Raw genomic sequence first — 24780 nt, 5'->3', positions numbered from 1 at the left:
GCGGGGCCTTGCAGTGGTGGCTATGGGTGGACTCGAACCACCGACCCCAGCATTATGAGTGCTGTGCTCTAACCAGCTGAGCTACATAGCCATTCGGCACGCGCACGGGGCGCGGCGAGCCGGGAATTGTCCATGGCCGGCGGTCCGCCGTCAAATCTTCCGGCGCTGCGCTTGTCCCTCCGGGCCACCCGTGGCAGAGTCGGTCGCAGTGACGCAGGATTGCGTCGACCCCTTCAGGAGTCCGCATCGTGATCGATCCGGACGGTTATCGGCCCAATGTCGGCATCATCCTGATGCACCCCGACGGGCGCGTGTTCTGGGCGCGGCGGGTGCGCCGTGACGGCTGGCAGTTCCCGCAGGGCGGGATGAACACCGACGAGACGCCCCTCGAGGCCATGTACCGCGAGCTGCGCGAGGAAACCGGGCTGCTGCCCGACCACGTCGACGTGGCCGGCGTGACACCTGGCTGGCTGCGCTACCGCCTGCCGCCGCGCGCGATCCGCCGCAACGACCGCATGGTGTGCATTGGCCAGAAGCAGGTCTGGTACCTGCTGCGTTTCACCGGCAGCGAGGCCGACCTGCGCCTGGACCTGACCGAAAAGCCGGAGTTCGACCACTGGTGCTGGGTCGATTTCTGGTACCCGCTGGAGCACGTGGTCAACTTCAAGCGCGGTGTCTACGAACGGGCGCTGCAGCACCTGGCGCCGTTCGCGCGGCAGATCGCGGGCGTGCAGGCGGTGCCGAGCGTGAGCCTGGAGGCGACCCGCGGCCGCGGCCGGCAGAGGCCGCAGCGCGCGCGGGTCGTGGGCGCGCGGATGCAGGCGGTGGAAGGCGCGAAGGGCCCCGACGGCGCCTCCCGCTGAACCGGCTGCGCGGCGGCGACCAGCGGTGTTGACAATCATTCTCATGCGCAATGACAATGGGAACCAGTCCCATCTGCCAGTGAGCCCACCGTGTACGTCTGTGTCTGCAATGGCGTGACCGATCACGATATCCGCCAGGCGGCCGCTGCCGGCTGCAGCGGCATGACCGAACTCACCATGCGCACCGGCTGCGGTGCGAGCTGCGGGTCGTGCGTCGACACCGCGGTCGGTCTCCTCGACCAGGAAGCCCGCGCCCGTGATGCCGCGCGTGCATTGCCCATGGCAAACGCCGCCTGATCCCGCTGCCATCCCTGCACGGGGATGAGCACGATTCGCGTTCCGGCAAGGCGCCGTCGATAGCGATACAGTCCCGGCGACTGATTACTGCCGGAGACATCCCATGCAAGGCGACGCCCAGGTCATCAAATACCTGAACGAGGCGCTCTTCAACGAGCTGACCGCGATCAACCAGTATTTCCTGCACGCCAAGATGCTCAAGAACTGGGGCATCCAGGAGCTCGCCAAGCACGAATACGAGGAATCGATCGACGAGATGAAGCACGCCGATCGCCTGGCGGACCGCATCCTGTTCCTCGAAGGCCTGCCGAACTTCCAGGCGCTGGGCAAGCTGCGCATCGGCGAGAACCCGCGCGAGATCCTCGAATGCGACCTCGCGCTCGAGCTCGACGGCCTGCCGCTGCTGCGCACCGCCATCGAGTACTGCGAAAGCGTCAAGGACTACACCAGCGGCCGCCTGTTCAAGGACATCCTCGATTCCGAGGAAGAGCATGTCGACTGGATCGAAACCCAGCTCGACCTGATCAAGCGCGTCGGCGAGCAGAACTACCTGCAGTCGAAGATGGGCAGCTGAGGCTGCCCGTCGGATTCGACGCCCTTCAGGCCTGCGCCGGTGCCCAGGCCTTGAGCGCGACACGCGCGCGCGCGAACTCGTTGGCCACCAGCGCCACGGCGACGGCCGGACGTTCCAGCGAACGCTCGCGGGCGCCCAGTTCCACGCGCTTGGCCGCTGCCGACAGTGACATTGCGCCGAGATTGGCGCTGGACGACTTAAGGGAGTGGGCAGCGTCGCGCAGGCCGTCGTAGTCGGGGCCGACCGCGGCGTTTTCCATCGCCGTGACCAGCCGCGGCGTGTCGTCCAGGAACACCTCGATGAGGTGCTCCACTTCGCTGCCCAGCATGGCGCGCAGTTCTTCCAGGATCTCGTTGTCGATCACGGGCGGCTGGGGCGTGGCGTGCGGGATGGGCGGCAGCACGGGCACCTCGGCCGCCGGCGGTGCCGACAGGGGTTGCGACGCGAATGACGCTGGCGCCGCAACGGGTGCTTCAGGCGCTGCCTGCGCCTCGTCGCCTGACGGAATCGCCGCGGCGACAGGCGCCGGCCCGATCGCCTCGCCGCTGACCGGATCCACTTCGTAGAACGCCATCTGCGGCGCCGCCGCGGCCGCCTGTTCCGGCGACCACCAGCGGTGCAGCGCGCGTTCCAGCTCGCTGCGCGTGACCGGCTTGGCCAGGTAGTCGTCCATGCCGGCGTCCAGGCACTTCTGCCGGTCGCCGGCCATGGCGTTGGCGGTCATGGCGATGATCGGCACGCGGCGCCCGTCATTGGCGGCCTCCTCGCCTTCGCGCCAGCGGCGCGTGGCCGTGTAGCCGTCCATCACCGGCATCTGGCAGTCCATCAGCACGATGTCGTAGCGCGACGCCGACATGCGCATCAGCGCGGCCTCGCCGTTGCTGGCGGTGTCGCAGGTGATGCCGAGCACGGCGAGCAGGCGCTGGCCGACCATCAGGTTGACGGGGTTGTCCTCGACCAGCAGGACGCGTGCCGCGCGCACCGGCAACGAAGGGGTTTGCGGGGTGGCGCGAGTGTCCATGGCGGGCTCTCTGGCGATGTCCGATGTCTGCGTGACCGTGCTGCCGATGAGGGCGGCGCGGAGATCGGCATCGGGGGCCTGCCGGCTGAGGAGGGTGACGCTGCGCTGCAGTTCGTCCGGCACGGCGTCGTCGCCGTACAGGCACACCAGCTTGAGGTCGCCGTAGACCGCCTGGCGTCCGAGATTGCGGTACAGGGCGACCGCGGTGCTGCGCATGCCGGCGAGGTCGGCCAGCACCAGCGAATACGCCCACGGCGCACCCTGCGTGGCGGCGGTGCGCAGCCGGTCCAGCGCTTCCTGCGTGGTCTCCACCGAGCTCACGCGCAGGCCCCAGTTGGGCAGCAGCATTGACAGGCGCAGGCGCAGGCGCGGGTCGGCGCTGAGCAGCAGCAGGCGGCCGCCGGAAGACGTGTCCTCGGCCAGCGACGGCATGTCGCCCTGCGCCTTGAGCAGCGGGATCTCGAACCAGAACGTGGCGCCCTGGCCGGTCTCGGACTCGACGCCGATGCGGCCTCCCATCAGGTCGACGATGCGCTTGGAGATCGCCAGCCCCAGGCCCGTACCGCCATACAGGCGCGTGGTGGATGCGTCGGCCTGGTTGAACGCCTGGAACAGCCGCGACTGCGCACCGGGCGCGATGCCGATGCCGGTATCGCGGACCTCGAAGCGCAGCTGGTGCTGCGCGGCGCTCTCGCCGATGCGGCGCACGGTGACCGACACCGATCCACGCTCGGTGAACTTCACCGCGTTGCTGACCAGGTTGCCCAGCACCTGGCGCAGGCGCACCGGGTCGCCACGCACCGCCAGGCGCACCGCCGGCTCGATGTGCAGCGTCATGCGCAGCGCCTTGCCGAGCGCCGGACGCTCCATCAGCTGCATCACGCTTTCCAGCAGTTCGCGCAGGTTGAAGGCGGTGGTTTCGAGGTCGAGCTTGTCGGCCTCGAGCTTGGAGTAGTCGAGGATGTCGTCGACGATGCGCAGCATCTGCTGCGACGAGGTGTACGCGGTGCGCACCAGCTCGCCATGGTCGGACGCGAGCTGCGCGTGCATCAGCAGGTCGAGCATCGGCACGATGCCGTTCAGCGGGGTGCGGATCTCGTGGCTCATGGTGGCCAGGAACTCGCCCTTCGCCATCACCGCCGATTCCGCCGCCTGCTTGGCCTGGCGCAACTGCTGCTCGAGCTGAGTATGGCGTTCGACTTCGGCCTGCAGCTGCGCGAGCAGGGTCTCGTCGCGCCGCGCGCGCTCCTCGACCTCCTCCATCTCATGGTCGCGCCTGCGCAGCACGATGATGATGGCGATCACCGCGAACACCGCCAGCAGCGCCAGCACCAGGGCAGCGTGCTGCCACGGGCCGGCCAGGCCCATGAAGTCCAGCGCCAGCGTCAACGCGGCGCCCGCCGCGGCACCCAGTGCGAGCCAGCGCATCATCAGGGCGGTAGGGCGCGTGCGTTGGATCATGTCAGAGCACCGAATGGTGGAAGTCGAAGTCCAGCCCGCCCGCGGCCTGCTGCACCAGGTTGCCCTGGATGTAGTCCACCCCGCTCATCCACAGCGTGGCCGCCGCCTGCGGATCCTCGACCTGCGGGCCGATGACCTGCAGCCCGAGCCGATGCGCGCGTTCGATGGCGTGGCGCATCTCGTCGCGCACGGTCGTGTCGTCCAGGCGGCTGGAGTAGAGCGCGGCCAGGCGCACGTAGCCGAGGGGCAGCTGGGTGAGCAGCGCATCGGCCTCGCGGCTGGCGTGGTACTGGCTCAGGCACAGCTGGATGCCGGCCGGAACCATGGCAGCACAGAATTCCTTTAGCGCCAGCGTGTGGATGAGCGCCTCGTCCTGGCGGACATCGATCACCAGGCTGCCGCCTTCGCCGCCGTGCGCGGCAAGGGTTTCGACGACGTGGTCCGCATAGCGCTCGCGCGCCAGGGTGCGCGCCGACTGCGAGACGAACAGGCGTACCGGCCGGCTCATCGCGCTGCGCTGGTGGAGTACGTCCACCGCCAGCTCCAGCACGCGGCGGTCGACCTCGTGCATCAGGTCGGCGGCGTCGGCGGCGGGCAGGAACTCGGCCGCGGCGTGCAGCCGGCCATCCTCGCCGCGCATGCGCAGCAGGGTCTGGTACTGCGCATCGTCGCCACCGGCCACGGCCACCACCGGCTGGAACGCGAGTTCGAAGCGGTTTTCGAGCAGCGCCTGGCGGACCGACTCGACCACGGCCTGGTCGTGGTTGCGCTGCGGTGGCGGCTGGAACCCGGCGATCGAGGCCGGCAGGCCGCGGGCCTCGCGCAGTGCGCGTTCGGCGGCGGCCAGCGCGCTGCTGGCATCGCCATAGGCGTGCGAAAGGGTGGTGTAGCCGACGAAGGCCTGCAGCCGCACCGTTTCTTCGCCGACCGGGAACACGTGACGGCCCAGGGCATCGCGCAGGATGCGCGCGGTTTCCGGCAGCTGCTCGGGGGGCAGGACCGCGGCGTGGATCAGGTAGATGCTGTCGCTGAGGCGCGACACGGCGTTGCCGCTGGAGGCCTGGGCGATCCGGCCCCCGGCATCGGTCAGCAGCTGTTCCAGCCCCGCGTAGCCGTAGCGGTCGCGCAGGGCGCCGATGCCGGCGACCTCGAGCATGTAGATCGCGCCCTGGCCGTCGCCGGGGATCGCCGAATTGAGCAGCTGCAGCATGTGCGAGCGGGTGAACAGGCCGGTCACCGGGTGGCGCGCGCCGCCGTCGCGCTGCCTGGCCAGCATGCGCGCGCGACGCACGCGGCTCTGCACCGCGGCAATCAGGTGCCGCGGCCGCACCGGCTTGGTCAGGAAATCGTCGGCGCCGACTTCGAGGACCTCGAACTGGCGCTCGGGATCGGGGTCGCCGGTGAGGAACACGATCGGCACGTGGCCGTGCACGTCATGGCCACGGATCAGGTTGGTGAGTTCCACGCCGTCCATGCCGGGCATGTGCAGGTCCATCAGCACCAGGTCGGGGCGGAAGCTCTCGAGCGACGCCATGACCTCGGTGGCCACCGAAACCACTGCGGCCTCCATGCCGGCACCGCCGAGCACGCTCTCGGCGAACAGCCCCTGGCTCAGGTCGTCTTCCACCACCAGCACCCGGTACGGGGCCTCGACGCTGCCGTCCGCACCCACCTGGGGCTGCGGCGCGGGCACCGGTACAACGATCGGGGCGTCGGCTGCGGCGGCAAGCGGCGCGCCGGCATCGGCGCACCAGCGGCGCCAGTACTGCGGGGGCGGGAACTCCGCGCGGACCCCGGCGGCATGCGCGCGCGCCCGGGTCGCCGCGCCGCGCGCTGAGGTGTTGTCGATGCCGGCTGCTGCCTTTGCCACGTTCGTCGGTCCCCAAACAGGGTCGACGCCTCGCGCCCCCCGGCCGTCAAGCCTACAACGAACGCGCGCCCGGATCGCTGCGGGCCGTCGCAGTCAGGAGCCCGGCGCGGCGGCGTGCGGCGGCCGGCGGCGGAACAGGCGCCGCCAGATCCACCACAGCGCCAGCGCCAGCAGCACGCTGATCAGCGCCGCCAGGCCCAGCGCCAGCCACGGATAGGCGAAGGCGAGACCCATCAGCCCGACCACCGCCACGTCCTCCGCGGCCGATGCGGTCCAGTTGCTGATCGGTTCCGGCGACGTGTTGATCAGTGCGCGGCTGGCGGCCTTGAGCACGTGGCTGCCGAGCGCGACGCCCGCGCCGGTGGCGAGCATGCCGGTCGAGAGGTCGCCGTCCGGCGACAGCGCGGCGGCGGCCAGGAAGGCGCCGGCCGGTACCCGGGCGAGGGTCTGCAGCAGGTCCCATGCGGAGTCGACGCCCGGGATCTTGTCGGCGAAGAACTCGACCAGCGCCAGCACGCCGGAGAGGCCCATCACCCACGGCGAGGTGGTGACTTCGAGCGCCTGCGGCAGGTCCAGCCAGCCGAGGGCGCCGGCCACGCCCACGCCGAACACCGTCAGGTACACGCGGATGCCGGCAAGCCACGCCAGCAGCACGCCGATCGCGAACAGGTGGGCCTCGGACATCACGCATCTCCCGGGTGGTACGCAGCCGAGTATAGGGGCCTTGCGCCACGGCCGATGACCCGCGCTACCATGCGCCGATGCCCGATTCCACGCTCCCGGAACATCCACACCCGCGCGCGCATCTCGCGCTGCTGGTCCTGCTCGCCGCCGCGCTGCTGTTCGGCCTGTGGGGCGTGTGGACGGTCGTCTCCGGCCGCGGTGGCGAGTCCGCGGCGGTCGGCTCGGAGCTCGACGGCCTGCGCCAGCAGGTGGCGACCCTGGCACGATCCGACCAGGTGAGCCGCGAGGCCAACCAGGACCTGCAGGGCACCCTGGCCGAACGCGACGAGGAAGTCTCCGCGCTGCGCGCCGACGTCGCCTTCTATGAACGCCTGGTCGGGTCCACCAGCCAGCGCCGCGGCCTGACCGTGCATGGCCTGCGCCTGCAGCCGCAGGGCGAGGGCGCCTGGCACTTCACCGCCACCCTCACCCAGACCTTGAACCGCGCCGCGGTCAGCCGCGGGCGGCTGACGCTGGCCGTCGAAGGCTCGCGCAACGGCAGCCTGGAGCGGCTCGAATGGAGCGACCTGCGCCCGCAGGATGACGCGATGGGTGCGGAGTATTCCTTCAAGTACTTCCAGCAGATCGAGGGCGACATCCTGCTGCCCGAGGGATTCACCCCGCTGCGGGTCCACGTGCGCCTCGCGCCGGCCGGCGCGCCCGCGGTCGACGGGTCCTTCCCGTGGACCGAGGCGGCAGGCGAAGCCACGCCACGTTCCAGTCCCGACGCTTGAAGCGCGGGGCCGGGCCCCCCATCCTGTCCGCATGGACACCATCATCGATCTTGCCGCCCCCGACTATCTCGGGCTGGACCGACCGCTCGATTTCACGCCGGCCGCCGCGGCCAAGGTCCGCGAGCTGATCAGCGAAGAGGGCAACCCGGCGCTGAAGCTGCGCGTGTACATCCAGGGCGGCGGCTGCTCGGGATTCCAGTACGGCTTCGAGTTCGACGAGACCCGTGGCGAAGACGACCTGGCGGTGGACACCGACGGCGTCACCCTGCTGGTCGACCCGCTGAGCCTGCAGTACCTGATGGGCGCCGCGGTGGATTACAGCGAGAGCCTGCACGGCGCGCAGTTCACCATCCGCAACCCCAACGCCAAGTCGACCTGCGGCTGCGGCAGCAGCTTCACCACATGACGGCACGGCGCACCGCGCCGTTCGCCTTCATCGACGCGCCGCTCGACCGCGCCGAACACCTCCGTGACGATGCCGCAGCCCTCGCGCGCCTGTGGTCGGATGGCCGCGTGCTGGTGGTCGACGCGGAGGGGCGCGCCTGGGCCGACGACCAGGGCCAGCTGCTGGCACCACCGTGCACAAGCCTCGGCCCGATGCCCGCGGATGCGCTGTTCCTGGGCCTGCGTGGCGATCAAGGCTGGTTCGCCATGCCTGCCGCCTCGGCGGTGGAATCCGGCGAGCCGCCCGGCGTAGACCTGCGCACCGCGGCCGGGCAATGGCCCGGGTTCGAAGCGACCGCGTTCGCGCAGGCGCGCGCGGTGCTGCACTGGCGCGCGCGCCACCGCCATTGCGGCGCCTGTGGCACGACGCTCGCGTTCGCCCGTGCCGGCTGGCTCGGCCGCTGCCCCGGCTGCGCGCTGGAGCATTACCCGCGCACCGATCCGGCGGTGATCGTGGCGGTCAGCGATGGCGCGCGGCTGCTGCTCGGTCGCAGCCCGGCATGGCCGCCGCGTCGCTACTCGGTGCTGGCAGGGTTTGTGGAGCCGGGTGAATCGCTGGAGCAGACCGTGGTGCGCGAAGTGTTCGAGGAAAGCGCGGTGCGCGTGCGCTCCTGCCGCTACCTGGGGTCGCAGCCGTGGCCGTTTCCGTCGTCGCTGATGCTCGGCTTCGCGGCCGACGCCGAGCCCGATGTCCCGCGCTGCAACGACGAACTCGAGGACGCGCGCTGGTTCGATCGCGACGAAGTCGGCGCCGCGCTGCGCGGTGAATCGGGGGATGACGGACTGCTCCTGTCGCCGTCGATCTCGATCTCGCGCTGGCTGATCGAAGGCTGGTACGCCGGCACCGGCTGAGCCCGGCATCGGCCACGCGCGGGTGCCGTGGCTGCGGCTAGAATCGGCGCATGTTCGCCACCCTCTTTGCTGTCGTGATCGCGCTGGTGATCGGCCATGCCGCACCCGCGTTCGCCGCCGCCATGCGTGATGACGGCTGGTACCGCGGCTGGCTGCGCTGGCTGGACGGCCGCTTTCCCGGTGACAGCTTCTGGCGCGGCCCCGGCGGCGTCCTGCTGGCGTTGCTGCCACCGCTGTTCGTGGTCGGCCTGCTGCAGCTGGCGTTGCGCGACGTGGTGTTCGGGCTGCCGGCGCTGCTGTTCGGCGTGGCGGTGCTGTTCTATTCCTGGGGGCCGCGCGACCTGGACCGCGATGTCGACGTGATCATCGACGCGCCGGATCCCACCGCACGTTCCGAAGCACTGGCCCTGCTGCGCCCGCCGGCCGCGGCGGGCGCCGCCGCCGCAGCCGATCCCGTGGGCCGCGTGTTCAGCGCGGCGCTGCGGCGCTGGTTCGGCGTGCTGTTCTGGTTCCTGCTGCTCGGCCCGGTGGGCGCGCTGCTGTACCGGCTCACGGCCACCGCCGCCGAAGGCGAGCCCGCGCTCTACCTGCCGGCAGGCTTCGTCGAAGGCGCCCGCCGCCTGCTGGCGCTGCTCGACTGGCCGGCGGCGCAGGTGATGGCGCTGTCGCTGGCGCTGGTCGGCAATTTCGACGTGGTGGTGGGGGCGTGGAAGGCGGGCGGCGGTGCCGGATTCACGCTAGATGCCGGGTTCCTCCCCGCAGTCGGGCGCGCCAGCGTGCGCCACGAGCTGCTGGAAGAGGGCATGGAGGATGCCGCGCTGCCGCAGGCCTTGCGCGATGCGATGTCGCTGGTGTGGCGCATCCTGCTGGCGTGGCTGGCGCTCCTGGCGCTGTTCGTGGTCGCCGGCTGGGTGAACTAGGCGGCGTCGCCGCGCAGCGCGCGCACCTCTGCTTCAAGTGACGCCGCAGTGGCTTCATGGCCCGCGACTGGCGCCTGCGCCATCACTGCGACATGCGCGCGGAAGCGGCGCGGCACACGCATGCGGTCGAGCAGGCCGCCTGCGGCGGCGGCACCGCGGCGGCTCCACATGCTGGCCCACATCCCGCGCAGCGCCATCGGCACCACCGGCACCGGGCGGCGCGCGAGGATGCGCTCGACGCCCGATTTGAACGGCGCGATCGCGCCGTCCTTCGTCAGCCGGCCTTCGGGGAAGATCAGCACCAGCTCGCCGTCGGCCAGCGCGGCGTCGATGGCGTCGAAGGCGCGTTCCATCATCGCCATGTCCTCGCGCGGGCTGGCGATCGGGATCGCACCGGCGGCGCGAAAGATCCAGCGCATCCCCGGGATCTGGAAGATCCGGTAGTACATGACGAAGCGCACCGGCCGCGGGATGCTCGCCGCCAGGATCAGCGCGTCCATGTAACTCACATGGTTGCAGACCAGCAGTGCCGGGCCATCATCTGGCACGTGGCGCTCGATGCCGTGCAGCTCCAGCCGGTACAGCGTGCGCACCAGCAGCCAGCTGACGAAGCGCATCGCGAACTCGGGCACGATGGTGAAGATCCAGGTGGCGACCACCAGGTTGGCGATCGCCAGCGCCAGGAACACCTGCGGGATGCTCCAGCCCAGCACCTGCTGCAGCGCCAGGCCGATGACCGCGGCGGCGACGATGAAGGCCGAGTTCTGGATGTTGAGGCCGGCGAACACGCGCGCCATCTCGTCCTTCGGCGTGCGGCTCTGCACCAGCGCGAACAGCGGCACGATGAACAGCCCGCAGGAGAAGCCGATGCCGGTGAGGTCGAACGCGATGCGCCAGCCGTTGTCACCGGCCAGGAACCCGGCGATGTCGAGCCCGGCCTGCGGCGCCAGGCCGCTGCGCGCGAAATACAGGTCCAGCATGAAGGCGCTGATGCCCAGCGCGCCCAGCGGCACCAGGCCGATCTCGACCGTGCGTGCGGAGAGCTTCTCGCACATCAGCGAGCCCACGCCCACGCCGATGGAGAACAGTGCCAGGCCGAAGATGTACAGGCTGGTGGAGCGCTCGGCCGCGCCCAGGTGCAGCTCGGCGTAGTTGGGCAGTTGCGCGGTCAGCACCGTGCCCACGAACCAGAACCACGACACGCCAAGGATCGCGTTGCGCACCGCCGGCGTGCGCCGGGTGAGCTTCCAGATGCGCACCGACTCCGGCACCGGGTTCCAGTTGACCTTGAGGTCCGGCGCACCGGCGTCGACGCGCGGGATCATGCGCGCGACCAGGTTGCCGGCGAGCGCGAGCGCGACCACCGATGCCGCCGCGGCTTCCGCGCCCCAGGTGCCCGCGACCTGGAAGATCAATCCGCCGTAGATCATGCCGGCGAGGATCGACAGCGAGGTGCCCATCTCCACCAGGCCGTTGCCGCCGGTGAGCTCCTCGGGCTTCAGCACTGCCGGCAGGATCGAATACTTCACCGGCCCGAACAGCGTCGACTGCATGCCGGTCGCGAACAGCGCCACCAGCAGCAGCGGCATGCTGCCGAGCAGGAAGCCCGCGCCGGCCAGCGACATGATCCCGATCTCCATCGCCGTGGTGATGCGGATCAGGCGCTGTTTCTCCAGCTTCTCGGCGAACTGCCCGGCGATCGCCGAAAACAGGAAATACGGCGCAATGAACAACGCCGGCGCGAGGTTGGTGTAGAGCGTGCGCTGGTCGCTGTCGACGCCGAGGTAGAACAGCAGGCCGATGATCGCCTGCCGGTACACGTTGTCGTTGAAGGCGCCGAGCGCCTGTACGCCGAAGTAGGGCAGGAAGCGGCGCTGGCTGAGCAGTGCGAACTGGCTGTGGCGCATGCGGCCCCCGGTCGAGTGGCCGCGAGACTAGCAGACCTGTTGCGCGGTGCGGACGACAGGCAGGTGGCGTGCCGTCCGATGTATCAGGCGCTCGCGGCCTTCTTCGCACGCGGCTTGGCTTTCGCCTTGGGTGCGCTCGACAGCGCCTCGAGTCGCGCCTGCGCCTCGCGCTTGCCGAGCGAACGCAGCGGCACGATGCCCGCGACCTGGGTGGCGCGGGGAATGGTCTTGCCGTTTTCCCAGTTGTACACCGATTGCGCGCTGGCGCCGGCCAGCTTGCCGAAGTCCGCGGCGGACAGGTCGAGGCGCGCGCGCAGCGACTTCAGGCCCTTGGCGGAAAAGCGCGATGAGGTGGTTTCATCCTCGTCGCCGGAAGTATCGACCGCCTGCCTGGTGCCGGACTTCTTCAGTTGCCGGGACAGCACGGCCACCTGGCGCTTGAGTTCGGCGATGTCGCGGCGGTAACCGCTGCTGGCCTTGCGCAGCGCATCGGTCTGCGTCTTGATTTCCTTGCGCGCAAGACGCGAGATTTCAGTCTTGAGAGTCGAGGCGAGATTGGACACCGGCAATACCTTGTTCGGGGGATTCGCGAGTTTAGCGATAACCCGGCAAATATCCATGTGAGGGTCATCGTCACAGTATCCCGTTGGAATAGCGGGATACCCCCATATGACGGGATTTGATATGTCCCGGGCATCCGTCCGGCATGGCCGGCGATGCCTTCATCGCGCCTTTCCCTTGGCGATGCTGGAATGCGCGCGACAAACCCATGGGAGCGGGGCGATGCGCTACATCCTGTTGATGGTGCTGGCCGCGATGCTGAGCGGCTGCGGCTACAACCAGATCCAGCAGAAGGACGAGGCGGTCGACGCCGGCTGGTCCGAAGTGCTCAACCAGTACAAGCGCCGTGCGGACCTGGTTCCGAACCTGGTCTCGACGGTGAAGGGCTACGCCGCGCATGAGCAGCAGGTGCTGACCGCGGTCACCGAGGCGCGCGCCAAGGTGGGCGAGATCAATGTCAACGCCGACGACCCGGCGTCTCTGCAACAGTTCCAGCAGGCGCAGGGCGAGCTTTCGAGCGCGCTGTCGCGGTTGATGGTGGTGGTGGAGAATTATCCCAACCTCAAGGCCGACCAGGGTTTCCTCAACCTGCAGACGCAGCTGGAGGGCACCGAGAACCGCATCACGGTGGCCCGCGGCCGCTACATCCAGCTGGTGCAGGACTACAACACCTATATCCGTTCGTTCCCGCAGAACCTGGTCGCGATGATGTTCGGCCACAAGGTGCGGCCCAACTTCAACGTCGAGAACGAGCGCGAACTCCAGGAGGCGCCGGCGGTCGACTTTGGCGCGGCGGCGGCCCACGAGCCGCAGCTGCAAACGCAGCTGGTGGCCTGAGCGGCCGCGGAGCGCCACGATGCGCCGGCGCGCGGAGGTGATCGGCGGATGGTGGCCGGGCCTGTTGCTGGCGTTCGTGCTGGCATGCCTGCCGGGGCAGCACGCACGCGCGCAGGAGCTCGCCGCGGTGCCGGCGCTGGACTCGCCGGTGGTCGACACCACCGGCACCCTCGATACCGCGCAGCGCACGCAGCTGGAACGCCAGGCGCTGGACCTGCAGCAGCGCAAGGGCAGCCAGCTGCAGGTGCTGGTGGTCGCCAGCACGCAGCCGGAATCGATCGAGCAGTACACGCAGCGCGTGTTCGACCAGTGGCGGCCCGGGCGCAAGGGCGTCGACGATGCGGTGCTGGTGGTGGTCGCCAAGGATGATCGCCGCGTGCGCATCCAGCCCGGCTACGGGCTGGAAGGCGCGATCCCGGACATCACCGCGGGGCGGATCATCCAGGAATACATGGCGCCGAAGTTCCGGGCCGGCGACTACGGCGGCGGGATCATCGATGCCACCGCGGTGCTGGTGCGGCTGATCGATGGCGAGCCGCTGCCGGAGCCGATCGCAGGACACCGCGGTGACGGTGATCGAGGCGGTGGCGGTGGAAGCAACTGGCTGGGCGCACTGTTCGCCGCGTTCGTGGTCGCGACCATCGTGCGCGGCGTGTTCGGGCGCGCACCCGCGCTCCTGCGTGGCCTGTTCACCGGCGGCGCCGCCGGTGCCGCGGCCTGGCTGCTTTCGGCCGCGCTCGGACTGGGCGGCATTGCCGCGGTGATCGGCTTCCTGTTCGGACTGTCCAAGGCCTCGGGTGGGCGCTACGTGCGCCATGGCGGCTGGGGCGGGTTTGGCGGCGGTGGCTGGGGCGGTGGCGGCTTCGGCGGCGGAGGGGGCGGAGGTGGTGGCGGCTGGTCTGGCGGCGGCGGCATGAGCGGAGGCGGTGGCGCCTCGGGGAGCTGGTGATGGCGATGGTGATGCGCCTGCTGCGGCACCTGTTCGCGCCCGAGGCGAGCGGCGTGTTTCCCGCCGCCAGCCTGCAGCGGATCGCGGACGCCGTGGCGGCGGGCGAACAGCGCCACCGCGGCGAGGTGTGCTTCGCGGTGGAGCCGGCGCTGCCGGCGTGGCGCGTGGTCCGGGGCATGACCGCGCGCGAGCGCGCGCTCGACGTCTTCGCGCAGCTGCGCGTCTGGGACACGCAGGCCAACAACGGCGTTCTGGTCTACCTGCTGCTGGCCGACCACCGGATCGAGATCGTCGCCGACCGCGGGTTCGACGGGCTGGTCGGCGACGCGCAGTGGCGCGATGCATGCCGGTTGATGGAAGAACGGCTCGCGGCGGGGGAGCCGGAAGCGGCCGCAATGGCCGGCGTCGGCGCGGTCACGGGCCTGCTGGTCCATCACTTTCCCCGCATGACGGGGGATGTCGACGAGAACGAGCTGCGGGACCTGCCGCGGCTGCTTTGAGCGGCGCCGCGTCGGAGGATCAGTCGGGCGCCAGCCACGCACCGAGCGCGGCCAGCACCACCATCAGCACCAGCCCGCCGCCGGCGATGCGGCCATAGCGCGCGCCGCCGCTGGCGAAGGCCAGCACCACCTTGGTCAGCGCGGACGCGGCCAACAGGCCAGCCACGCCCCATCGCGCCTGCGCGTGCGACAGGCCGCCGAGATCGGCCAGCCGCGCGATGGTGGCGCCCGCGGCCTGCAGTTCGGCCAGCGCGGCGACCATTGCACCGACCAGGGCGCCGGCGTCGCCAAACATGCGGCGCAGGGCCTCGGCGGCGAGCATCACCGCGGCGATCAGCAGCGCGACCCCAAGTGCGTGGCTCAGGTGGAAGGCGCGCGCCTGCGGTGCCTGGGCGGCGGGGGTGTCACCGCGGGTCCGGTGCAGGCCGGTGGCAGCGACCAGCAGCAGGCCGATCGCGGCGCCGCCCAGCGGCCACGCCGCCGCGCGCAGGAACCCCGGCGAGACCGCGCCGATCACCGCCGCCAGCAGCAGCACCGAGGCGAGGTTGGACAGCAGCGCCGCGGCGGCGGCTTCGGTCGACAGCCGCGGTTCGTCGCGCGCCAGGCGGCCATAGCTCGCGATGGCGGCGGTGGACGACGCGAAGCCGGAGAAGAAGCCGGCCACCGGCAGTCCGCGGCGCGCGCCGACCGCGCGCAGCGCGACGTGCCCGAGCATGCCCACCGCCAGCACCAGCACCACGATCCGCCACAGCATCGACGGCTGCAGCACGCCCCAGGGATCGAGCGGCACGTCGGGGAGCAGCGGCAGCACCACCAGGGCGGCGGCGGCGAGCAACAGGCCGTCCTTCACTTCGCGCTCGCTGATGAGCTCGCGGCTCAGGCGCCGCAGCGGATCCTTCGCCCACAGCAGCAGCGCAGCCACCACGCCCAGGCCCGCGGCCAGCGATGCGGATTCGCGCGACAGCCCGCCCAGCGTCACGGTGAGCAGCATCGCCACTTCACCGGTGAGGCCCGGGTCCTCGTTGCGCGTGCGCACGTAGGCGGCATGCGCCAGCACGGCGACGGCCAGCAGCACCGCGATCCAGGCGGCGATGCCGAAGCCGTAGCCAATGGCGCCCAGCAGGCCCAGCAGCGCATGGGTGCGTACGCCGGCAATGCCGGTGCCTTCGGTGTGCGCGCGCTCGCGCACCGCGCCGATCAGCAGGCCGATGCCGAGCGCGGCGCTGAGCGCTCGGACCACTTCGTTCCAGTCCATGGCGCAGCGCCTGTTGCGTCAGCCGCGTTCGCGCGCGATCGCGCGCCAGCCGATGTCGTGGCGGTGGAATTCGCCATGCCAGGAGATGCCGGCCAGTTCGGCATAGGCGCGCCGCTGCGCGTCGGCGACGCTGTCACCCAGGGCGCAGACACACAGCACGCGGCCACCGGCGGTGACCGCCTGGCCACCCTCGAGGCGGGTGCCGGCGTGGAACACGCGGGTGTCGTCGAGGTCGGGCACGTCCCAGGTGTTGATGACATCGCCGGTGCGCGGCGCGTCCGGGTAGCCTTCGGCCGCCATCACCACGCCCAGCGCCGGCCGCGGATCCCAGCGCGCCTCCATGCCGGCCAGCCGGCCGTCGATGGCGGCCTGGACCAGTGCCGCGAGGTCCGACTGCAGCCGCATCATCACCGGCTGGGTTTCCGGGTCGCCGAAGCGCACGTTGAACTCGATGACCTTGGGCATGCCTTCGCCGTCGATCATCAGGCCGGCGTACAGGAACCCGGTGAAGGGAATGCCGTCGGCGGCCATGCCGCGCACGGTTGGCTCGATCACCTCGCGCATGACCCGCGCGTGCACTTCGGGCGTGACCACCGGCGCCGGCGAATACGCGCCCATGCCGCCGGTGTTGGGGCCGGTGTCGCCGTCGCCGACGCGTTTGTGGTCCTGGCTGGTGGCCATCGGCAGCGCGGTCGTGCCGTCGACGATGGCGATGAAGCTGGCCTCTTCGCCGTCGAGGAATTCTTCCACCACCACGCGCGCGCCGGCGTCGCCGAACGCATTGCCGTCCAGCATGTCGGCGACCGCGGCTTCCGCCTCGGCCAGCGTCATCGCGACGATCACGCCCTTGCCGGCGGCCAGGCCGTCGGCCTTGACCACGATCGGCGCGCCGCGGGCGCGCACGTGCGCGAGTGCTGCATCCACGTCGGTGAACACCGCGTAGTGCGCGGTGGGAATGCGGTGGCGTTCCAGGAATGCCTTGGCGAAGGCCTTGCTGCCCTCGAGCTGCGCGGCGGCGGCGGTGGGGCCGAAGATGCGCAGCCCGGCGGCGCGGAAACGATCGACGATGCCGGCAACCAGCGGCACCTCGGGGCCGACCAGCGTGAACGCTACCGCCTCGTCGCGCGCCAGCTGCAGCAGCGCATCCAGATCGGTGACGGCGATGGCGACGTTGCGGCATTTGCCCTCGGTCGCGGTGCCGGCGTTGCCGGGGGCGACGAGGACGTCGTGCACGTCAGGCGACTGCGCCAGCTTCCAGGCCAGCGCGTGCTCGCGGCCGCCGGAGCCAATGACCAGGACTTTCATGCGTCAACCTCGCCGTTCAACTGGGTGGGATGGGATTGATGCCCGGCGCAGCCGGGCATCAATGCCGGAAGTGGCGGACGCCGGTGAACACCATGGCGATGTCGTGCTCGTCGGCGGCGGCGATCACCTCGGCGTCGCGCATCGAACCGCCAGGCTGGATCACGGCGCGGATGCCGGCCGCGGCCGCGGCATCGATGCCGTCGCGGAAGGGGAAAAACGCATCCGACGCCATCACCGCACCCGGCACTTCGAGCCCGGCCTCTTCGGCTTTCAGGCCGGCGATCTTCGCGCTCACCACGCGGCTCATCTGCCCGGCGCCGATGCCGACGGTGTGCTGGCCGCTGGCGTAGACGATCGCGTTCGACTTCACGAACTTCGCGACCCGCCAGGCGAACAGCAGGCTGTTGAACTCGGCCGGGTCGGGCGCACGCCGCGTGACCACGCGCAGCTCTTCGCGCGTGACCTCGCGGTTGTCGGCGTCCTGCATCAGCAGGCCCGAGCCGACGCGCTTCACGTCCATCATGTTGCGGCCCGCGCCGTGCGCGATGCGCAGCACGCGCACGTTGGCCTTGCGGCGCGCGACATCCAGCGCGCCCGCGTCGTAGTCCGGCGCGATCAGCACCTCGACGAACTGGCGGTCGAGGATCGTCTTGGCGGTGGCGGCGTCAAGCGTGGTGTTGAAGGCGATGATGCCGCCGAAGGCCGAGGTCGGGTCGGTGGCGTAGGCACGCTCGTAGGCATCACTGCAGCCCGCTCCCGTGGCCACGCCGCAGGGATTGGCGTGCTTCACGATCACGCAGGCCGGCGTGTCGAACTGGCGCACGCATTCCCACGCCGCGTCGGCATCGGCCAGGTTGTTGTAGCTGAGCTCCTTGCCCTGCAGCTGGGTGAGCGTCGCCAGCGTGCCCGGCACCGGGTAGAGGTCGCGGTAGAACGCGCCGCGCTGGTGCGGGTTTTCGCCGTAGCGCAGGTCCATCACCTTCACGAAGCTGCCGTTCGCCTGCGCGGGGAATGCGCCGCGCGTGCCGTCGTCGCCGATCGACGACAGGTAGTCGCTGATGCAGGCGTCGTACTGCGCCACGCGGTTGAACGCCGCGACCGACAGCGCGAAGCGCGTCTTCGCCGACAGCGTGCCGTCGTGGGCGTCGAGTTCGGCGAGCACGCCGGCGTACTGCGCCGGATCGGTCGCCACCGCGACGCGCGCGAAGTTCTTGGCCGCCGAGCGCAGCATCGCCGGGCCGCCGATGTCGATGTTCTCGACGATGTCATCCAGGCTGCTGGCCGGATCGGCCGACACCTGCTCGAACGGATACAGGTTGAGCACCAGCAGGTCGATCGGCGCGATGCCGTGTTCGGCCATCACCGCCTCGTCGGTGCCGGCGCGCCCGAGCAGGCCGCCGTGCACCACCGGGTGCAGGGTCTTGACCCGGCCATCCATCATTTCCGGGAAGCCGGTGGCGTCGGCGACATCGCGCACCGCCAGTCCGGCGTCGCGCAGCGTGCGCGCGGTGCCGCCGGTGGAGAGGAGTTCGACACCACGTGCGGCGAGTGCGCGCGCGAGGTCGACCAGCCCGGTCTTGTCGGAGACGGACAGCAGGGCCCGGCGCAGGGGCAGGCGGTCGATGGTCATGGGATGCGTGGGGGCAGCGGGAAAGCGGCAATTATACGACCGGGCCCGAACCACCGGCCCGCACCGCGGCTTCAGACGATGCCGTAGTCGCGCAGCTTGCGGCGCAGCGTGGCGCGGTGGATGCCGAGGATCGCCGCGGCGCGGCTCTGGTTGCCTTCGCAGTGGTTCAGGACCTCGACGAAGAGCGGGATCTCGAGTTCGCGCAGGGCGATCTCGTAGAGATGCTCTTCATCGCAGCCGTCGAGGTCGCGGATATAGCGGCGCACGGCGTTCGCGACGTGCTCGCGCAGCGGCGGACGCGGCGTGCCGCGCGCAGGCGGCTCGGATTGGTCGGCAGCGTTCAAAGAGGTCCCGGAAGCACCGCGCCCTGGTGGCGCGGATCACGGACGAGTCTAGCGCGCGCCCGGCGGGCAAGCCAATTGGCGCCGACTCAGCGGAAGTCGAACATGAAGGCGACCGCGCCCCGGCCCGGTTCGCGCACGTCCATTCGGATCACCGCGCCCGCGCCGCTGTCGATCAGCGCGGCGTCCGGCGCCTGCCCCAGGTATTCGTCGGGCGCGAATGCGCGCGTGCCCAGCGGGCGACCGTCGACATCGGACAGGGTCAGCACCACCTCCGGCCACGGCTGCGGCCAGGCGGCGTTGTTGCGGAAGCTGGCGGTGATGCGCAGCGTGTCGGCGCGTTGCGGATGCGGGCGTACGTCGCGTTCGAGCAGCGCGAACGCGGCAGGCTCGCGCCACGGCGGCAGCGTGCAGCGCAGCAGCGCGCAGGTGCGGGCCACGACCGGACGCCAGGCGGGGTCGGCCGCCAGCCGTGCGCGGTCGGCGAGCAGCCACTGCACGCCGAGCAGTGCGGTCAGGCCGACGATGGCGGCCGGCATGACCCAGCGCCGCCCGGGCGGCACATCGGCGGCGATGCGACGCGCGCGGGCGAAGCTCGGCGCCGGCTTGCCGGTGCGGCGTGCCGGTGTCGGCGCGATGACGGAGGCGTCCGCAGCGGCGGGCTGGGCGGGCACGTCGCCTGCGGGTGTGGGTACGTCGTCGGCGATATCCGGGAGAACGCCAGGGCCCGCGGTGTCCAGGCTGGCTTCCTCCGCGTTCGCCGCGTGTTCTCCGTCAGCAAGCTTCACCGCATTCGCGAGGTCGGGCGACGGGGCAGGTGCCGCCGCGACTGCTGTCGACGCCGCCGCATCCTGCGGCGCAACGTCGCCTTCTGCGACATCGGTGCCGCTCCGCAGCAGCGAAGCCACCGAGATCGCCGGGCGCGCGAGCAGCTCCGCGTCCGCATCGCGCGCGGGTCCGAAGGCATCTTCGATGGCCGCGGCCACGCCGCTGCGCGCGGCTTCGATCGCGTCGGCGTCGGGGCCGAGCACGTCATGCGCCTGCTCCGGCGGCCGGGTGGCATCGAGCTGTGCCGCGCAGCGCGGGCAGCGCGGCGGCGGCAGGTCGGTGGCCGGATCGGTGGCGATCAGGCCGCGGCAGTACGGGCAGTTGATGAACATGGCGACTATTCAAGCATGCGCGGCGGACGCCGTGCAGGCACCCGGGCGCTCACGCCACGCTGCGGCGCACGCCGTCGATACGCACCCAGTCGCCGTCGATGGCCACGTCGAGATCGTCGAACCAGGTGCCGTAGCGCGCCAGCAGCGCGTCCTGCTGGCCGTCAAGGATGCCCGACAGCGCCAGCCGCCCACCCGGCGCCACGCGCGCGGCGATGGTGTCGGCAAGCGCATCGAGCGCGGAGGCGAGGATGTTGGCCACCACCACCGGCCAGGTGCCGGGCGGCGCGTCGTCGGGCGCGAAGACGGCCAGGCGCGCATCCACGCCGTTGCGGGCGGCGTTGTCGTGCGTCGCGAGCAGTGCCTGCGGATCGTTGTCGATGCCGGTGGCTTCGGCCGCGCCCAGCTTCAGCGCCGCCAGCGCGAGGATGCCGCTGCCGCAGCCGAAATCCAGCACGCGCGCGCCGGCCAGCACGCCATCGGCCGCCAGCCCGTCCAGCCAGCGCAGGCACAGCGCGGTGGTCGGGTGGGTGCCGGATCCGAACGCCAGGCCGGGGTCGAGGCGCACCACCGCGGCATCGGCGCCGGCGGCATCGCCAGGGAGTTCGCGGTTCCACGGCACGATCCAGGTGCGCTCGCCGAAGCGCAGCGGTTCGTACTGGTCCATCCAGGCGCGCTCCCAGTCCTGGTCCTCGACGCGGCGGAACGCCACGCGTGCCCAGTCGAGGTCGGGGTCGAAGCTTTCCAGCGCGGCGAGCAGCAGCAGCGCGTCGGCATCGTGCGCGAACAGCGCGGTCAGGCTGATGTCGTCCCACAGCGGCGTCTCGCCGACGCCGGGCTCGAGGATCGCGTGTTCGTTGCTGGTGCCGGCATCGGCATCGAGCATGGTCACCGCCAGCGCGCCGACGTCGTCGAGCGCGTGTTCGTAGCGGGCCTGCTCGGATTCGCGGCAGCGCAGGGTCAGTTCGAGGAAGGGCATCGCACGCCACCGGGACCTGGGGCGTGCATGGTACGGCCTTGCCGGCGTGGAAGCCGGCCCGGGACTGCCCCGGGCCGGCCGTTGGCTCAGGCGCCAGGCACGAGGGTGGCCACCTGGAAGCTGCGCGGCCGCGTGGTGCCGTCGGCGCGCAGGGTGGCGACACCGTCCACCGGTGGCTTGGTGGACATCAGCGTGAACGAGTACAGCACGCCCCATGACAGCGAATTCCCGCCCGCCGCGTCGCGCCACTCGATGCCGCTGCCGCCGGTGCTGAACTGCCAGTCATTGCCCGCGTTGATGTCGCCATCGCGGAACACCGTGCCGGACACCTGGGCGCCCGCGCTGGTGGCCAGCGCGAAGGCGTCGAAGCCCTGGCCGTTCGCCACGCGGATGTTCGGGTTGGTACCGGTGATGTCGGCGAACGCGAACTCGAAGTTCATCACCGCATAGTGGTACTGCCACAGCCCGCTCGGCAGGCGCTTGGCCTTCACCGCCACCTTGGCGCGCGAAGCCTCGGTCACGAGTTCGGTCATCAGCGTCCGCTCGAAGCGGGCGCCCAGCTTCGGATTGCGCGGATTGGTCGGCGTATTGCCCTGTGCGAACCAGCGGTCGATCGCCGGGCCGAGGCGTTCGCTGCCGTTGCTGGCGTTCCAGGTGGAGCCGGTCCACGCGGGCGTGACCGGGCGGGACGACATCGAGTTGTAGATGTTGATGTCGTCGCGCGCGATGTACCAGGACTCGTACATCCAGGTGGCACCGGGATGCAGCGACGGCGCGATCTGCGATTCGCGCACCACCAGGCGCTCCCAGTACTCGTCGCCAGGGCCGGTGTTCATGACGCCGTCGCAGTTGGTGTCGAAGGTCGAGCCGCAGCGGCCCCACAGTCCGGCGGAAGGCACCAGTTCGCTGCGCGGCGACAGGCCCTGCGTGTAGTCGTTGTTGCCGGCCGAGTAGGTGTCGGTGCAGCCGCGGCCCAGGGCGTGGCCATGGTGGTCGCCGCTGTCCAGGCAGCTGCCGTTGGTGGTCAGGTAGGCCTGCTTCACGCCCGAGCGGCCGATCTGCTCGATGCTGCCGTCGGCGTTGGTGCGGTACATGTTCCAGATGAGGTACGGGTGCTGGTCGTTCTGGTACGGCGGCGACGGCGCGGTGAACTTCTGGTACCACGGGATGGTGGCGGTCCAGCGCGCGGTGCTGGTGCCAAGCGGATCGCCGGGCACGGTGGCGCTGATGTTGCCCTCGTTGACGTTGTTCTTCAGCGTCGACGACGGCGTGAACACCACCTGGCCGCTGCCGTTGGGGCCGGTGCAGCTGCGGCAGCGCGTGTAGTACAGCGTGGTGTTCTGCATGAACAGGTCGTTTTCGTAGACGCCACCATTGGGCGCCGGGGCGCCGTGCCAGGTGATGTAGTTCGCGAGCGGGCGCGCGCCGCCGCTGCCACGCACCTGCACGGTGGCGTCCAGCTGCACCTCGCCGATCGGCCAGCCGGCGGCATACGGCGCGCCGATGCGCCTGGCCAGCCGCTCGCTGATCATGATGTCGGACGAACCGATGGTGAGCGCTGCCGGGTCGTCGAGCAGTTCGTGCATCACGTGGTCGACATGGAACCAGGCCACGCCGTCGGCGCCGACCAGGTCGAACTCCGGCTCGGCACCGGCCGCGACCTTGCGCGGGACCAGGCGGAAGCCGTCGAGGTCGATGCTGCCGTCGCGCAGTTCAAGCCGGTAGCCGCCGCGCGCCTGCAGCGCGCCGCCGGTCATCTCGCGTGCATAGCCGTTGTCGACGTTGAAGCGCAGCTGCGAGAACGGCTGCAGGGCGAAGCGCTCGGAGCCGTCGCTGGCGCGCGTGCCGAGCACCGAAGCGGGGCGGATGCGGATGCCGAGGTCGCCGGCAAGGTCGTTGTTCCAGCGGATGCCGATGTCGCCACCGGCGACGGCCCATGGCCTGGACTGCACTTCGCCCGTCGCGGGTCTGTCGACGGCGGTGCGCGCCTGCGACTGCGCGAGCGCGGTGGCGGTGGTGCCGGCGACGCCGGCCGCCAGCAAGCCGCCGATCACGACGGGTAGGACGTTCTTCCTGCAAAGACGCATCGGTTCTCTCTCCCTTGAACGTGATGTCGGCCCCCCCGGTCCGACGAACGTCCGAGCATATGCGAGAACCGGGCGTGTCAACCACGTGCGCCGGCGCATGCTGCGCCGCGGGAAAAGAAGGGGCGCAGGGCGCCCCCCGATGCATCAGAGGATCGAGAGCGCCATGTCCTTGCGCTCGGACAGCCGCTTCTCGAGGTAGTGGATGTTCTGTCCACCGTCCTCGAAGCCGCGGTCGGCGAGGATGCGCTGCTGCAGCGCGATGTTGGTCTTGATGCCGTCGACCACCATCTCCGACAACGCCACGCGCATGCGGCAGATCGCCTGCTCGCGCGTCGCGCCGTGCACGATCAGCTTGCCGATCATCGAGTCGTAGTTGGCCGGCACGCGGTAGCCCTCGTAGATGTGCGAGTCCACGCGCACGCCCGGCCCGCCCGGGGCGTGGAAGTGCTGGATCAGGCCCGGCGAGGGCAGGAAGCTGTCCGGGTCCTCGGCGTTGATGCGGCATTCGATCGCGTGGCCGTTCAACACCACGTCCTCCTGGCGGATCGACAGCGGCCGACCGGACGCGATCAGCAGCTGTTCGCGGATCAGGTCGATGCCGGTGACCATTTCGGTGACCGGATGCTCCACCTGGATGCGGGTGTTCATTTCGATGAAGTAGAAGCGGCCGTCCTCGTACAGGAACTCGAACGTGCCGGCGCCGCGGTAGCCGATGCGGATGCAGGCCTCCACGCAGGTCCGGCCGATCGCCTCGCGCTGTTCGGCGCTGATGCCCGGCGCCGGTGCCTCCTCGACCACCTTCTGGTGGCGGCGTTGCATGGAGCAGTCACGCTCGCCGAGGTGGATGGCGTTGCCCTGGCCGTCGGCGAGCACCTGGATCTCCACGTGGCGCGGGTTCTCCAGGAACTTCTCCATGTAGACCATGTCGTTGCCGAACGCGGCCTTGGCCTCGGCCTTGGTGGTCTGGATGGCGGTGACCAGCGCGGCTTCGGTATGCACCACGCGCATGCCGCGCCCGCCGCCGCCGCCGGAGGCCTTCACGATCACCGGATAACCGATCTCGCGGGCGATCTTCACGTTGGCCTCGGGCTCGTCGCCGAGCGGGCCGCCGCTGCCGGGCACGCAGGGCACGCCGGCCTCCTGCATGGCGCGGATGGCTTCCACCTTGTCGCCCATCAGGCGGATGGTGTCGGCCTTGGGGCCGATGAACACGAAGCCGGACTGCTCCACGCGCTCGGCGAAGTCCGCGTTCTCGGCCAGGAAGCCGTAGCCGGGGTGGATGGCCTGCGCATCGGTGACCTCGGCGGCGGCGATGATGCTGGCCATGTCGAGGTAGCTCTGCTGCGACGGCGCCGGCCCGATGCATACCGATTCATCGGCCATCGCCACGTGCTTGAGGTTGCGGTCGACGGTGGAGTGCACCGCGACCGTGCGGATGCCGAGCGCATGGCAGGCGCGCAGGATGCGCAGCGCGATCTCGCCGCGGTTGGCGATGACGACCTTGTCGAGCATG

The 24780-nt window shown here is 70.7% G+C and carries 23 protein-coding genes and 1 tRNA gene; 10 read left to right on the top strand and 14 right to left on the bottom strand.

The features are described 5' to 3' along the window. Nucleotides 1-14 precede the first annotated feature (14 nt). Nucleotides 15-91: transfer RNA gene (locus JHB91_RS08075), tRNA-Met, on the bottom strand. A gap of 157 nt (nucleotides 92-248) precedes the next feature. On the opposite strand from JHB91_RS08075, the gene JHB91_RS08070 reads away from it, so the two are divergent. The 3 genes from JHB91_RS08070 to bfr all read left to right on the top strand — a co-directional run bounded on the left by JHB91_RS08070 (nucleotide 249) and on the right by bfr (nucleotide 1734). Continuing rightward, the gene (locus tag JHB91_RS08070) at nucleotides 249-863 is read left to right on the top strand and encodes an RNA pyrophosphohydrolase (RefSeq protein WP_199472348.1); all 615 of its coding nucleotides are present in this window, start codon (nucleotides 249-251) and stop codon (nucleotides 861-863) included. 90 nt (nucleotides 864-953) lie between these two features. Next, complete coding sequence (locus JHB91_RS08065; protein WP_199374858.1) at nucleotides 954-1160, top strand: (2Fe-2S)-binding protein; 207 nt, start codon at nucleotides 954-956, stop codon at nucleotides 1158-1160. A gap of 103 nt (nucleotides 1161-1263) precedes the next feature. Further along, nucleotides 1264-1734 (top strand): bacterioferritin, encoded by a 471-nt coding sequence (gene bfr / locus JHB91_RS08060; RefSeq protein WP_199374859.1) that lies wholly within the window; start codon nucleotides 1264-1266, stop codon nucleotides 1732-1734. Between the two features lie 25 nt (nucleotides 1735-1759). Here the strand turns inward: bfr and JHB91_RS08055 are convergent, their stop codons facing one another. From JHB91_RS08055 to JHB91_RS08045, 3 genes are all read right to left on the bottom strand, one after another. Then, nucleotides 1760-4216, bottom strand: coding sequence for a hybrid sensor histidine kinase/response regulator (locus JHB91_RS08055; protein ID WP_233398536.1), 2457 nt, complete (start codon nucleotides 4214-4216; stop codon nucleotides 1760-1762). Nucleotide 4217: 1 nt separating this feature from the next. Continuing rightward, a complete protein-coding gene (locus JHB91_RS08050; protein WP_343225071.1) occupies nucleotides 4218-6086 on the bottom strand; it encodes an EAL domain-containing protein in 1869 nt (622 codons plus the stop codon). Between the two features lie 93 nt (nucleotides 6087-6179). Continuing rightward, the gene (locus JHB91_RS08045) at nucleotides 6180-6770 is read right to left on the bottom strand and encodes a DUF4126 domain-containing protein (protein ID WP_199472347.1); all 591 of its coding nucleotides are present in this window, start codon (nucleotides 6768-6770) and stop codon (nucleotides 6180-6182) included. Nucleotides 6771-6847: 77 nt separating this feature from the next. Here JHB91_RS08045 and JHB91_RS08040 point away from each other — a divergent pair, with 77 nt between their 5' ends. The 4 genes from JHB91_RS08040 to JHB91_RS08025 are packed head-to-tail and all read left to right on the top strand — an operon-like array spanning nucleotide 6848 to nucleotide 9759. Beyond that, a complete protein-coding gene (locus JHB91_RS08040; RefSeq protein ID WP_199374862.1) occupies nucleotides 6848-7543 on the top strand; it encodes a DUF6776 family protein in 696 nt (231 codons plus the stop codon). Nucleotides 7544-7574: 31 nt separating this feature from the next. Next, complete coding sequence (gene erpA / locus JHB91_RS08035) at nucleotides 7575-7949, top strand: iron-sulfur cluster insertion protein ErpA (RefSeq protein ID WP_185114677.1); 375 nt, start codon at nucleotides 7575-7577, stop codon at nucleotides 7947-7949. Next, on the top strand, nucleotides 7946-8839 hold the full coding sequence (gene nudC, locus JHB91_RS08030) for an NAD(+) diphosphatase (protein WP_199472346.1): 894 nt from the start codon (nucleotides 7946-7948) through the stop codon (nucleotides 8837-8839). Before erpA ends, nudC begins: the two co-directional genes overlap by 4 nt. A 50-nt stretch (nucleotides 8840-8889) precedes the next feature. Beyond that, nucleotides 8890-9759: a hypothetical protein gene (locus JHB91_RS08025; RefSeq protein ID WP_199472345.1), complete on the top strand. Its 870-nt coding sequence runs from the start codon at nucleotides 8890-8892 to the stop codon at nucleotides 9757-9759. Here JHB91_RS08025 and JHB91_RS08020 read toward each other — a convergent pair. Then, a complete protein-coding gene (locus tag JHB91_RS08020) occupies nucleotides 9756-11666 on the bottom strand; it encodes an MFS transporter (protein ID WP_199472344.1) in 1911 nt (636 codons plus the stop codon). The two genes, JHB91_RS08025 and JHB91_RS08020, sit on opposite strands and share 4 nt — an antisense overlap. 83 nt (nucleotides 11667-11749) lie before the next feature. Next, a complete protein-coding gene (locus JHB91_RS08015) occupies nucleotides 11750-12286 on the bottom strand; it encodes a helix-turn-helix domain-containing protein (RefSeq protein WP_199472343.1) in 537 nt (178 codons plus the stop codon). A 163-nt stretch (nucleotides 12287-12449) separates the two neighbouring features. Here JHB91_RS08015 and JHB91_RS08010 point away from each other — a divergent pair, with 163 nt between their 5' ends. The 3 genes from JHB91_RS08010 to JHB91_RS08000 are packed head-to-tail and all read left to right on the top strand — an operon-like array spanning nucleotide 12450 to nucleotide 14513. Then, nucleotides 12450-13064 (top strand): LemA family protein, encoded by a 615-nt coding sequence (locus JHB91_RS08010; protein ID WP_199472342.1) that lies wholly within the window; start codon nucleotides 12450-12452, stop codon nucleotides 13062-13064. A 19-nt stretch (nucleotides 13065-13083) separates the two neighbouring features. Beyond that, nucleotides 13084-14013 carry a TPM domain-containing protein gene (locus tag JHB91_RS08005; protein WP_199472341.1) on the top strand — a complete coding sequence of 310 codons (930 nt, stop codon included), beginning with the start codon at nucleotides 13084-13086 and terminating at the stop codon, nucleotides 14011-14013. 11 nt (nucleotides 14014-14024) lie between these two features. Further along, nucleotides 14025-14513 (top strand): TPM domain-containing protein, encoded by a 489-nt coding sequence (locus JHB91_RS08000; protein WP_199472692.1) that lies wholly within the window; start codon nucleotides 14025-14027, stop codon nucleotides 14511-14513. A 19-nt stretch (nucleotides 14514-14532) separates the two neighbouring features. Here the strand turns inward: JHB91_RS08000 and JHB91_RS07995 are convergent, their stop codons facing one another. The 8 genes from JHB91_RS07995 to accC form a co-directional block, all read right to left on the bottom strand. Continuing rightward, entirely contained in the window at nucleotides 14533-15768 is a 1236-nt protein-coding gene (locus JHB91_RS07995; RefSeq protein ID WP_199472340.1) for an MgtC/SapB family protein, read from the bottom strand. 18 nt (nucleotides 15769-15786) lie between these two features. Continuing rightward, nucleotides 15787-17073 (bottom strand): phosphoribosylamine--glycine ligase, encoded by a 1287-nt coding sequence (gene purD / locus JHB91_RS07990; protein ID WP_199472339.1) that lies wholly within the window; start codon nucleotides 17071-17073, stop codon nucleotides 15787-15789. A 58-nt stretch (nucleotides 17074-17131) separates the two neighbouring features. After that, entirely contained in the window at nucleotides 17132-18703 is a 1572-nt protein-coding gene (gene purH / locus JHB91_RS07985; RefSeq protein ID WP_199472338.1) for a bifunctional phosphoribosylaminoimidazolecarboxamide formyltransferase/IMP cyclohydrolase, read from the bottom strand. 71 nt (nucleotides 18704-18774) lie between these two features. Further along, nucleotides 18775-19047, bottom strand: coding sequence for a DNA-binding transcriptional regulator Fis (gene fis / locus JHB91_RS07980; RefSeq protein WP_199374872.1), 273 nt, complete (start codon nucleotides 19045-19047; stop codon nucleotides 18775-18777). A gap of 86 nt (nucleotides 19048-19133) precedes the next feature. Beyond that, nucleotides 19134-20204 carry a DUF3426 domain-containing protein gene (locus JHB91_RS07975; RefSeq protein ID WP_199472337.1) on the bottom strand — a complete coding sequence of 357 codons (1071 nt, stop codon included), beginning with the start codon at nucleotides 20202-20204 and terminating at the stop codon, nucleotides 19134-19136. A gap of 49 nt (nucleotides 20205-20253) precedes the next feature. Beyond that, complete coding sequence (gene prmA, locus JHB91_RS07970) at nucleotides 20254-21180, bottom strand: 50S ribosomal protein L11 methyltransferase (protein WP_199472336.1); 927 nt, start codon at nucleotides 21178-21180, stop codon at nucleotides 20254-20256. An 86-nt stretch (nucleotides 21181-21266) separates the two neighbouring features. Next, nucleotides 21267-23267 carry a hypothetical protein gene (locus JHB91_RS07965; protein WP_199472335.1) on the bottom strand — a complete coding sequence of 667 codons (2001 nt, stop codon included), beginning with the start codon at nucleotides 23265-23267 and terminating at the stop codon, nucleotides 21267-21269. 144 nt (nucleotides 23268-23411) lie between these two features. Continuing rightward, nucleotides 23412-24779, bottom strand: a complete 1368-nt coding sequence (gene accC, locus JHB91_RS07960) for an acetyl-CoA carboxylase biotin carboxylase subunit (protein WP_199374876.1) — start codon at nucleotides 24777-24779, stop codon at nucleotides 23412-23414. Between the last annotated feature and the right edge of the window lies 1 nt (nucleotide 24780).

The organism is Luteimonas sp. MC1828, assembly GCF_016461615.1.
GTDB lineage: Bacteria > Pseudomonadota > Gammaproteobacteria > Xanthomonadales > Xanthomonadaceae > Luteimonas.
This window is presented reverse-complemented; position numbering and strand designations above follow the sequence as displayed.